The 10837-nt window shown below is 67.4% G+C and carries 10 protein-coding genes; 2 read left to right on the top strand and 8 right to left on the bottom strand.

What is annotated here, in order from left to right; translation table 11 throughout:
- Nucleotides 1–27: 27 nt before the first annotated feature.
- The 4 genes from AC6CHP_RS15365 to AC6CHP_RS15350 all read right to left on the bottom strand — a co-directional run bounded on the left by AC6CHP_RS15365 (nucleotide 28) and on the right by AC6CHP_RS15350 (nucleotide 4637).
- Entirely contained in the window at nucleotides 28–258 is a 231-nt protein-coding gene (locus AC6CHP_RS15365) for a hypothetical protein (RefSeq protein WP_146072969.1), read from the bottom strand.
- A 73-nt stretch (nucleotides 259–331) separates the two neighbouring features.
- Complete coding sequence (tyrS, locus tag AC6CHP_RS15360; protein ID WP_188732031.1) at nucleotides 332–1645, bottom strand: tyrosine--tRNA ligase; 1314 nt, start codon at nucleotides 1643–1645, stop codon at nucleotides 332–334.
- A gap of 33 nt (nucleotides 1646–1678) precedes the next feature.
- The gene (locus AC6CHP_RS15355) at nucleotides 1679–3907 is read right to left on the bottom strand and encodes a HelD family protein (RefSeq protein ID WP_377090203.1); all 2229 of its coding nucleotides are present in this window, start codon (nucleotides 3905–3907) and stop codon (nucleotides 1679–1681) included.
- 52 nt (nucleotides 3908–3959) lie between these two features.
- Nucleotides 3960–4637 carry a DNA-3-methyladenine glycosylase gene (locus AC6CHP_RS15350; RefSeq protein WP_377195489.1) on the bottom strand — a complete coding sequence of 226 codons (678 nt, stop codon included), beginning with the start codon at nucleotides 4635–4637 and terminating at the stop codon, nucleotides 3960–3962.
- Nucleotides 4638–4751: 114 nt separating this feature from the next.
- Here AC6CHP_RS15350 and AC6CHP_RS15345 point away from each other — a divergent pair, with 114 nt between their 5' ends.
- Both AC6CHP_RS15345 and AC6CHP_RS15340 read left to right on the top strand, forming a co-directional pair.
- Entirely contained in the window at nucleotides 4752–6266 is a 1515-nt protein-coding gene (locus tag AC6CHP_RS15345) for a DNA-3-methyladenine glycosylase 2 family protein (protein ID WP_498230776.1), read from the top strand.
- The gene (locus AC6CHP_RS15340; RefSeq protein ID WP_377195491.1) at nucleotides 6263–6757 is read left to right on the top strand and encodes a methylated-DNA--[protein]-cysteine S-methyltransferase; all 495 of its coding nucleotides are present in this window, start codon (nucleotides 6263–6265) and stop codon (nucleotides 6755–6757) included. Before AC6CHP_RS15345 ends, AC6CHP_RS15340 begins: the two co-directional genes overlap by 4 nt.
- A 9-nt stretch (nucleotides 6758–6766) precedes the next feature.
- On the opposite strand, the gene AC6CHP_RS15335 is transcribed toward AC6CHP_RS15340, so the two are convergent.
- From AC6CHP_RS15335 to AC6CHP_RS15320, 4 genes are all read right to left on the bottom strand, one after another.
- Nucleotides 6767–7534, bottom strand: coding sequence for a maleylpyruvate isomerase family mycothiol-dependent enzyme (locus AC6CHP_RS15335; protein WP_498230774.1), 768 nt, complete (start codon nucleotides 7532–7534; stop codon nucleotides 6767–6769).
- Between the two features lie 9 nt (nucleotides 7535–7543).
- Nucleotides 7544–8080 carry a pyridoxine/pyridoxamine 5'-phosphate oxidase gene (locus AC6CHP_RS15330; protein WP_427115224.1) on the bottom strand — a complete coding sequence of 179 codons (537 nt, stop codon included), beginning with the start codon at nucleotides 8078–8080 and terminating at the stop codon, nucleotides 7544–7546.
- A 125-nt stretch (nucleotides 8081–8205) separates the two neighbouring features.
- The gene (gene argH / locus AC6CHP_RS15325) at nucleotides 8206–9621 is read right to left on the bottom strand and encodes an argininosuccinate lyase (RefSeq protein WP_498230771.1); all 1416 of its coding nucleotides are present in this window, start codon (nucleotides 9619–9621) and stop codon (nucleotides 8206–8208) included.
- Entirely contained in the window at nucleotides 9621–10826 is a 1206-nt protein-coding gene (locus tag AC6CHP_RS15320) for an argininosuccinate synthase (RefSeq protein ID WP_174180325.1), read from the bottom strand. Before AC6CHP_RS15320 ends, argH begins: the two co-directional genes overlap by 1 nt.
- Nucleotides 10827–10837: the final 11 nt, after the last annotated feature.

Here is a 10837-nt window from a genome sequence, read left to right as displayed (position 1 = left end):
TTCAAATATTCCCGAAACAATTCATTTTCATGAATTCTTATTCCGTATTTCTTCGCTGCGATGTTTCAATCTTATTTCATTCATTTTCACTTTGCAAATCCGGTTGTTTTCCCGGAATTCACTCGGTGGAATGAATCCGCCCATCATAAAGTGAAGCATTTCTTCGTTTTGCGCTTCCGCACATGGTGAAGTTGCTTCACTTTTTGGTGGGGGTTTGTCGCTATTTTTCCGCTTCAGCGGCGGCGACTCAGAAAACATTACACGCTCCGCCGCGGCCGTGCAAATCGGCTGCGGAGGAGCGTGCAGGTGCTCTATGAAGCGGGGGAAGAGCCTAGGGAACCAGGACCTCCACGGTTGCCAGGTTCTTCTTTCCGCGGCGCAGGAGCAGGTACTGCCCATGCAGCAGTTCGGACTCCGGAATGACTGCCTCGGGGTCGGACACCTTCTCGTTGTTGACGTAGGCCCCGCCTTCGCCAACGGTACGCCTTGCCGCCGACTTGCTGTCGGACAGCCCGGAAGCAACGAGCAGGTCCACGATCCCCATCTCGTCCACCTGCACAGTGGCGAAGGGAAGCTCGGAAGTTGCCGCCTGGAGCGTGGGCTTGTCCAGGGCGGTCAAGTCACCGTTCCCGAAAAGTGCGGCGGATGCCGCAATGACCTTCTCCGTGGCTTCCACACCGTGAACAAGGGAGGTCACTTCGTAGGCAAGCTTCCGCTGGCCTTCACGGGCGAACGGCCGTTCAGCCACAGCAACGGAAAGCTCCTCGATCTCCGCCTTGGTAAGGAAGGTGAAGACCTTCAGCCGGTCCACAACGTCGGCATCCGCCGTGTTGACCCAGAACTGGTAAAAGGCGTAGGGGCTGCACATGCCGGCGTCCAGCCAGATGGCGTTGCCCTCGCTCTTGCCGAACTTCGTCCCGTCCGCATTGGTAATCAATGGGGTCCCCAGGGCGTGGACGCTCTTGCCCTCCACCTTGCGGATCAATTCCGTACCGCTGGTGAGGTTGCCCCACTGGTCCGAGCCGCCGGTCTGCAGCACGCAGCCGTAATCACGGTAGAGCTGGAGGTAATCCATCCCCTGCAGGATCTGGTAGCTGAACTCGGTGTAGCTGATGCCCTCATCCGAGCTCAGCCGTGAGGCCACGGCGTCCTTGCGCAGCATGGTTCCCACACGGAAGTGCTTCCCAACGTCACGCAGGAAATCGATGGCGCTCAGCGGCGCCGTCCAGTCAAGGTTGTTGACCATCTGCGCTGCGTTGCCGCCCTCGAAGCTGAGGAAACGGCGGACCTGCGCCTGAAGGTAGCCCACCCACTCGGCCACGGTGTCCTTGGTGTTCAGCGTGCGCTCGGCCGTGGGACGGGGGTCGCCGATCATACCGGTTGACCCACCCACCAGTCCGAGGGGCTTGTGGCCGGCCAGCTGCAGCCGCCGCATCACGAGCAGCTGGACCAGGTTACCCAGGTGCAGGCTCGGCGCGGTGGGATCGAACCCGCAATAGTACGTCACCGGTCCGCCGGCGAGGAGTTTTTCAAGCTCCGCCTCGTCGGTGGAGACGTGGACCAGGCCACGCCACTTCAGTTCCTGCCAAATGTTGGCAAAAGTGGGGTCGTTCTGCTGCGATTCGAGGCTGATGAGTTCTGGCACGCCTTCTAAGTTAGCAGTATGCGGCGCGCCTGATCAGCGCTTGATCCCTGCCGGCACCGGTTCTGAAGCAATCAGCCGGAGCCGCTGGGTGGCCCGGGTCATCGCGACGTACAGGTCCCCCACTTTGCCGTGCTCATGGTTCAGCATCATGGACGGCTCAAGCACCACCACGCCGTCGAACTCCAGGCCCTTGGCTTCACGGGGGCTGATCACCACGATGTCCTGCTCGTAGCTGCCGGCACCCGTGCCCACCCGGCGTCCATGGGCGGCTCGCAGGGCGGCGGTGGCTTCCGGCAGGAAGTGTCCGTCGGCAATGACGGCGAGCAGGCCGCCGTCGAGCGCATCCAGTTCCTCCGGCAGGACCTCAACCAGGCGGCTGACCACCTGGCCAGGATCCACCTCGTCGATGACCGGCGACCAGCGTCCTTCGCGGACAGCCTTGGGCGCCGAGACCACCAATCCGGCCGCGTTGGCCATCCGGACGGCGGCTTCGGCGATCTGGGACGGCGTGCGGTAGTTCACCGTCAGCTCCTCCAGCTGCCAGCGGTCCCCGAACATGGGTGCGAGCGCGCCCTGCCAGGAGTTGGCACCGGCCACCGAACTGGTCTGCGCGATGTCCCCCACGATGGTGAAGGACTTCAGGGGGCAGCGGCGGACCAGCAGGCGCCACTGCATGGGTGAAAGCTCCTGCGCCTCATCAACCACGATGTGGCCGAAGGCCCATGTGCGGTCGCTGGTGGCGCGCTCTGCGGCGGTTTGCCGCGTTTCCTGTTCCTGGTTCTGCTCGGCCAGTTCCTCGGCAGACATCAGGGGATCCACCCCTGCCGCCTGCATGTTCACCAGGGTCTGCTTGGCGTTGGCAAGGTCGCGGGCACGGTCGTGCTCCTGCTGCGCGAGCCCGCGTCCTGCGGCCGGGTCCAGTTCGCCGAGCAGCTCGGCGGCCTCGTCCAGCAGCGGCACATCCGACTCGGTCCAGGGGGCGTCGGCCGGGCGCTGCAGGAGCGCCCGTTCAGCCGGAGACATGGTGGGGGTACAGAATTCCAGGATGGCCGGCTTGCTGAAGAGCTCGGAGATCAGCTTCTCCGGCGTCATGGGCATCCAGCAGAGGTTCAGGGCAATCCGTACATCGCGTGCGGAACGGACATCCTCGGCAAGGTAGGAGCGGTCTGCGTTGTTGCCGATGTTCCCGGCTTCCACCAGTTCGGTCATCTGTTCCGTGAGTTCGCGGAGCAGGATTTTGACGAACGTCACGCGCGCCTCGTTGTGCGGCTTGCCGGTGGAGCGGGCACGCTCGCGGGCACGGCGAACCTGGCGCGGCGTCAGCACCAGTTTGCGGCCGTCCACCTCCAGGATCCGGTCTTCAGCGGGAATCCGTTGGCGGTTGGCCACGGCGTTGGCCACCACGGTGGCCATGTCCAGGCGGCCCTTGATGGCAGCGACGTCGGCGTCCGGTTCCGGCACGGCGTGGATGCCGGGCATCAGGCGGCCCACGCTGGCCATCACCACGCCGGTCTCGCCCAGGGAGGGCAGCACCCTTTCGATGTACTTCATGAACGACGACGACGGGCCCACGAGCAGCACACCTGCGGTCTTGAGGCGGTCGCGGTGGGTATAGAGCAGGTAGGCAGCCCGGTGGAGGGCCACGGCGGTCTTTCCGGTGCCGGGTCCGCCCTGCACCACGAGCGCCCCGGAGATGGATGACCGGATGATGCGGTCCTGCTCGGACTGGATGGTGCTGACAATGTCGGACATCCGGCCGGTACGCTTGGAATTCAGGGCGGCGAGCAGGGCGCCTTCCCCCTGCAGCGATTCGTTGTCCGCGAGCATCCCGGCGTCAAGGACGTCATCCTCGATGGCCTTGACCTCACGGCCCTGCAGGATCAGGTGCCGGCGGCGGCGCACACCCTGCCGGTCAAAGGCCGTGGCCTGGTAGAAGTGGCCGGCCTCGGGCGCACGCCAGTCCACCATGAGCCGCTGCAGGTCCTCGGTGGTGAGGCCGATGCGGCCAATGTACTGGGCTTCGCCGGAGTCCAGGTCCAGCCGGCCGAAGACCAGCCGGTCGTCCACCGCGTCCAGCTGGGCAAGCCGGTCCTCGTAGAGAGCAGCGAACGCGTCGCGCTCGGAGACGTTCTGCATGGTGCCCACAGCCCCGGCCCGGCGGACCTGCGCCAGCTGGCGGCGCTTTTCCTCGCGCAGCTCTTCCAGCCGTGCGTACAGGCCGGCTACATAGTCGCGTTCATGGGCCAAATCGGCGTCAAGCATTTAACGTTCCCCTATCGCAAAAGACAGACCTACCATTCTACAACCATTTCCGTTAACGCCCGTGAAACGTTGCCGGATCCGGTTTGGCTCCCCTGGGTTTGGCCGGCTTGTACTGGGAGACTGTGGGGTCGCCGGTGATCCAGAAGCGCCATGCGTACCGGTCCGTCCCTCCTGCGCCGGAGACCCCAACCCTTGGTCCGGAGCTCACCGGCACTGCCGGCCGGGAGGGAAGGACCAGCCCGAACGGCGGCGCGAGCGCATCGCGGCCGCTGTCCGCCGTCGTCAGTCCCAGGGCCTTGGCCAGCCGGGCAGGCCCCCTTGCCAGGTCGGCGGGGCTTTTGGAGGTGGTCCGCCGGTGCCGGGCGAGTTCAACACCGTCCACGATCTCCCCTGCCCTCAACAGCAGGGCCGACGCCGTTCCTTCCGGCCCGCACACGATGTTCGTGCAGTGGTGCATCCCGTAGGTGAAGTAGACGTACAGGTGGCCAGCCGGGCCGAACATGGGTGCGTTGCGGGGTGTGGGACCGCGGTAGGTATGTGATCCGGGATCCGGGTGCAGGGAATCCTCTGGCCCCAGGTAGGCCTCCACTTCGGTAAGCCGCACCGACACTGCACCATCCTTGGAGTCATGGGTCAGGACGGCGCCCAGCAGCAGGGGCGCCAGCTGGCGGGCGTCTCCGGAAAGGAACTCCCGCAGCGGCTCACCGGCCGTCAGCGGATTTCTGCTCATGGCCAGACTCTATCCAACGCCGGCGCCGCCGCCCCGCCATTCACGTGGTGGAGGCGCCACGGCCGTGTCCGATTTCCGCTAGCCGGGGCGTGGGAGGGCTGGCACGATGGAGGAATGGACTTCTGGCAGCGCTACCGGGCGATCGACGCCCGGGACACCCGGTTCGACGGGCAGTTCTACACTGCCGTCCGGACCACGGGCATCTATTGCCGCCCGTCCTGCCCGGCCCGGACTCCGAAGGCCTCCAACGTCACCTTCTATGAAACCTCCGCAGCAGCGCACGACGCCGGCTACCGGGCCTGCAAGCGCTGCCTTCCGGAGGCGGTTCCCGGCACACCCGCCTGGAACCTTCGCCAGGATATTGCCGGGCGCGCCATGCGGCTGATCAGTGACGGCGTGGTCACCAGGGACGGCGTCGACGGCCTGGCCGCCCGCCTGGGCTATTCCTCCCGCCAGCTCAACCGCATCCTCAGCCAGGAGCTCGGGGCGGGCCCCCTCTCGCTTGCACGGGCCGGCCGCGCGCAGACTGCCCGTACCCTGCTGGTCTCCACCTCCATGAAGCTCGCCGACGTCGCCTTTGCGGCCGGGTTCAGCAGCGTCCGCCAGTTCAACGAAACCATGGCGGAAGTTTTTGGCATGACGCCCACCGCGCTCCGCACCGCAAGGCATCCCAAGGCCGCCGCCGGCTCCACCGCCCTCACCCTCAACCTCCCCTACCGGGAACCTTTCGACCCCGGTGTCTTCACCTTCCTGGCCGTCCGCGCCATCCCCGGGATCGAAGCGGGAACGCCCACGTCCTACGCCCGAACGCTGCGGCTGCCCCAGGGTGATGCGAGGTTCCGGGTGGAGTACGACGCCGGTGCTCCGGGCCGGCCGCTGACCCTCACCATCGGCGCGGTGGACCTTAGGGACCTGCCGGCCCTGTTGAGCCGGGTACGGCGGCTCTTTGACCTCGATGCGGATCCTGTGGCGATCGACAGTGCACTGGCAGGGGATGCCAGGCTCGCTGCCGCAGTGGCGGGCACTCCCGGGATCAGGATGCCCGGTGCCATGGATCCGGCGGAAATGCTGGTCCGGGCCATGGCCGGGCAGCAGATCACCGTTGCCGCGGCGCGGACCGCCCTCACCCAGCTGGCCGCCGTCGGACGTCCAAGCCGAAGCCCCGGCGAGGGCCTGGAGCGGATGTTTCCCACCCCGGCCGAAATCGCCGGCGGCGGCCCCGCGGTCCTGCGCGGACCGCAACGGCGGATCGGGGCCCTCCTCGCGGCAGCTGCCGCCATGGCGGACGGCGGACTCGACTTTGGCTATGGCGACACCCCGGAAAGCCTGGCCGCCAAACTGCTTCCGCTTCCCGGCGTGGGACCATGGACCACGGGATACCTGGCCATGCGCATCCTCGGCGCCCCGGACGTTTTCCTGGCCAACGACGCAGCGGTACGGAACGGGATCCGTGCCCTCGGGGAGGGTACCGCGGCGTCCAGCGCGGACTTCCGGGAAGCCAGCCCCTGGCGCTCATACGCCACCATGCACCTGTGGCGGGCGGCAGCCCGGCCGGCGTCCGGTACCCGCAGGCGCACAGCAGCACACACAAACCAAGGCACCAGACCAGCAGAGGAAGCGAACCGATGAAGGCCCAGCTGCTTCAGATGACCACCCCGGACGGTCCGTTCACCATCCTGGCCCAGGACGGCGTCGTGCTCTCCAGCGGATGGACAGACAATCCTGGTGAGCTGACCGGGCAGATCCATCCGTCCCTCCGGCCGGGTGCGCTGGAGCCGGTCACCGGGCTGGGGGACATCTCGTCCGCCGTCGAAGCCTTCTATGCCGGTGACCCGGCGCCGGTGATGAACGTTCCGGTGCGGCAGGTGTCCGGACCTTTCCGGGTCCACGCCTGGGACGTCCTGCGGCTGGTGCAGCCGGGACAGCCCGTCACGTACGCCCGGTACGCGGAGCTTGCCGGCAACCCCAGGGCCGTGCGGGCAGCGGCCAGCGCCTGCGCCTTCAACGCTGCCGCGCTGTTTGTCCCCTGCCACCGGGTGATCCGCACGGACGGTTCGCTGGGCGGTTTCCGCTGGGGGCTTCCAGTTAAGCGGAGCCTCCTGGCACGCGAAGCCGGTTAGCCCTTCCGGTCAGCCCTGTGTGGCGGCGGGGGTTCCGGACGGCCACGGCAGCAGCACCGGCAGGTCCACGCCGTCGGCCGCGGCGGAGGCCCTGAGGCTGCCAAGCGTCGGCTCGCGGCCGGCAAGCCAGGCTGCGATGTCGGTGATCATGCCGCTAATGACGGTGGACCGGGTGCCGCTGCCGATGGCCAGCGGCTGGAGCCCCAGTGGCTGCAGCACGAGCCTGTCGTCGGGCTGGACCCTGGCCGCCAGGAAATCAAAAAGGTGCTCGCAGAACGGCCGGCTCCAGGTTTCGGGTCCCCTCCCCGCCAGCAGGTCCGACGTGTGGATGACCAGTTCCCGCCACAGCGCCAGTCCGCCGTCCAGGACCACGCCGCCGCGATACGTGATGGGGGCGTACCAGCCGGTCCGGTTCGCGGCGGAATCCTTCACGCCGGGCAGGGCGTCGAAGGACCTGAGTGCCCGGTCCAGCGCGGCGGTGAGGTCCGCGCGGTGGGTGGCGGCGTCGTGACCCGCTGCCATGTCGATGGCTTTGTTCCGGCCTTCCATGCCGCCGTCGTAAAGCTCCACGGTCTCTCCGCGCGCAGCGTACTCAAGCTGCCGGGCCATGGCGTTGGAGATGCCCGTGAGATGGGCCAGAACGTGCCCCCTCGTCCAGCCGGGCAGGGCGGAGGGCGCCTGCACGTCGGAATCGCTGAACTTTGCAGCGTCGGCTGCCACGTCAGCTGCGGCCTTGTGGAGCGCCGGAAGCAGTTCGTCTGGTGCGGGAGCTGTCATGGCGACAGCCTAACCCAGGGGCGAACCGTCGGGGGCCACACGGTGCCGGACATGGTTGCCGTCGTTGCTGGCCTGCCAGAACTCGATCTCGGCGGGCCGGAGGGCGTAAAGCTGCCAGTGCGGGTTGGTGCTGCCGTCGGCACGGGGCCGCTCCGCCCAGTCCTGCGCGGAGGCCTCGGCGGACAGTTCGACGACGGCCCCTGCCACGCGGACCTGCCGGCCCTGGGACGGCCAGTAGAAGGTCATGGCGGCATGCGGGTTGGCGCTGAGTTCCCTGCCCTTGCGTGAGGTGCGGGACGTGGCGAAGTGCCAGCCGTCGTCGTCGATGTTCTTCAGGATCAGCATCCTGGACGACGGTTTGCCGTCGCCGCCCGCCGTGGCCAGGCTGCACGCATGCGGCTGCCGCTCCCCCGCTGCCAGCGCCTCCCCCAGCCAGTGCCTGAACAGCTCGGCAGGATCCGTGGGGGCGCCCTCCGGGTCAAAGCCCGGCAGCGTGTCCGGGAAATCGGGAAGCGCGCGGAGTTGCCTGCGGAACGGTTCGCTCATTGCACCATGCTAGCGGGGAGCGTCCGGCGCCTAACGCTCTCTCACTTGATGCAGGAAAACCGGCAACGCTCCTGCACCCGGTGCAGGAGCGTTGCCGGAAACGTTGCATCAAGTGAGAGAGCGTTCTACCCGGCGTAGTGCCGCGCTTCCTTCAGCTCCGCCTCCAGCGCAACCAGCTGGCGTTCGACGGCGGCGGGCGCAGTTCCGCCCTGGGAGTTGCGGCTGTTCAGCGAGCCTTCCGTGGACAGGACGGTGCGGACCTCCGGCGTCAGGTGCTCCGAGATGGCAGCGTATTCCCCGTCCGTCAGGTCCCACAGCTCCACGCCGCGGGATTCGGCCTGCTTCACCGCGGCACCGGACAGCTCGTGCGCTTCCCGGAACGGAACACCCTGCCGGACGAGCCACTCAGCAATGTCAGTGGCCAGCGCGAAGCCCTGCGGTGCCAGCGACTCCATCCGTTCAGTGTTGAACTTCAGGGTGGCGATCATGCCGGAGACCGCCGGAAGCAGGAGCTCCAGGGTGTCTGCGGCGTCGAACACCGGCTCCTTGTCTTCCTGCAGGTCGCGGTTGTACGCCAGCGGAAGGCCCTTGAGCGTGGCCAGCAGCCCGGTCAGGTTGCCGATGAGCCGGCCTGCCTTGCCGCGGGCCAGTTCCGCCACATCCGGGTTTTTCTTCTGCGGCATGATGGACGAACCCGTGGAGTAGGAGTCGTGCAGCGTGACGAAGGAGAACTCCTTGGTGGCCCAGAGGATGACTTCCTCCGACACCCGCGAGAGGTCCACGCCGATCATGGAACACACCCAGGCGAACTCGGCGAAGACGTCGCGGGAGGCGGTGCCGTCGATCGAGTTGTGGGAGGCGGAGAAGAAGCCCAGGTCCGCGGCCACCGCCTCCGGGTCCAGCCCCAGCGAGGAGCCGGCCAGGGCGCCCGAACCGTAGGGCGAGACGCCGGCGCGCTTGTCCCAGTCCTGGAGCCTTTGCACGTCGCGCAGCAGCGCCCAGGCGTGGGCCAGCAGGTGGTGGCTGAGGAGGACCGGCTGGGCGTGCTGCAGGTGGGTGCGGCCGGGCATGGCAACACCGTGGTGCGCCTTGGCCTGCTCCACGAGCGCATCCACCGTGGCCAGCACGCCGCGGGCGATGATCCGGGCGTGGTCCCGCAGGAACATGCGGCCCAGCGTGGCCACCTGGTCGTTGCGGGACCGGCCGGCGCGGAGCTTGCCGCCCAGCTGGGTTCCGGCGCGCTCGATCAGGCCCCGCTCCAGCGAGCCGTGCACGTCCTCGTCGGACTCCGCCGGCACATAGGCGCCGGAGGCCACGTCCTCATCCAGCTGCGTGAGGGCGGCCAGCATGCCTTCCAGTTCAGCGTCGTCCAGCAGGCCGGCCTTGTGCAGCACGCGGGCGTGGGCCTTGGATCCGGCAATGTCGTAGCGGGCAAGCCGCCAGTCAAAGTGGGTGGACTTGCTCAGCGCCGCCAGTGCATCCGCGGGGCCGCCGGCGAACCGGCCGCCCCACAGTGCACCTTCGTTTGTTGCCGAGGCCATTACTGTCCTGCGACGCGGATGTCGCGGCCGGACGCAACCTTGGCGGACATGCCCCACAGCTCGATGAAGCCGCGCGCCATGGACTGGTCGAAGGTGTCGCCGGTGTCGTAGGTGGCGAGGTTGAAGTCGTAGAGCGAGGTGTCGGACCGGCGGCCGTTGACGATGGCCTGGCCACCGTGCAGGGTCATGCGGATATCGCCCGAGACGTATTTCTGGGTGTCCTCGATGAACGCGTCCAGGGAGCGCTTCAGCGGGGAGAACCACTGGCCGTCGTACACCAGCTCGGACCAGCGCTGGCCAACCGTGGCCTTGAAGCGGGCCTGCTCGCGCTCCACGGTGATGTCCTCGAGGTGCTTGTGGGCCGTGATGAGGGCCATGGCGCCGGGGGCCTCGTAGATTTCGCGGGACTTGATGCCCACCAGGCGGTCCTCGACGACGTCGATGCGGCCTACGCCCTGGGCGCCGGCACGGCGGTTGAGCTCCTTGATGGCCTGCAGCGGGGTGACCTTGACGCCGTCGATCGCCACAGGAATGCCGGCTTCGAAGGAAATGACGACCTCGTCCGGTGCCGGGGGGAACTCCGGGGTGGCGGTGTAGTCGTAGATGTCCTTGGTGGGGGCGTTCCAGATGTCCTCGAGGTAGCCGGTTTCCACGGCGCGGCCCCAGACATTCTGGTCAATGGAGTACGGGTTCTTCTTGGTGGTCTCGATCGGCAGGCCCTTCTCCTCGGCGAAGGCAATGGCCTTATCGCGGGTGAGCGCCAGGTCACGGACCGGGGCGATGCACTTCAGGTCCGGGCCGAGGGTCTGGATGCCCACTTCGAAGCGGACCTGGTCGTTGCCCTTGCCGGTGCAGCCGTGGGCCACGGTGGTGGCGCCGAATTCGCGGGCAGCCTTGACCAGGTGCTTGACGATGACCGGACGGGAGATGGCGGACACCAGCGGGTAGTGGCCCTGGTAGAGGCCGTTGGCCTTCAGCGTGGGCATGCAGTATTCGTTGGCGAACTCGTCGGAGGCGTCGGCCACGTAGGCTTCGACGGCGCCGCAGCCGAGGGCGCGCTGGCGGATGGTTTCCAGGGACTCGCCGCCCTGTCCGACGTCAACCGCCACGGCGATGACCTCGGCGCCGGTGGCTTCACCGATCCAGCCGATGGCTACTGAGGTGTCCAGGCCGCCCGAGTAGGCGAGCACAATGCGTTCAGTCACTTCGAATGCTC

This window comes from Pseudarthrobacter sp. GQ63 (assembly GCF_059758765.1).
Note: the sequence above shows the minus strand (reverse complement) of the source record. Positions and strands in the feature narration are given on the sequence as shown.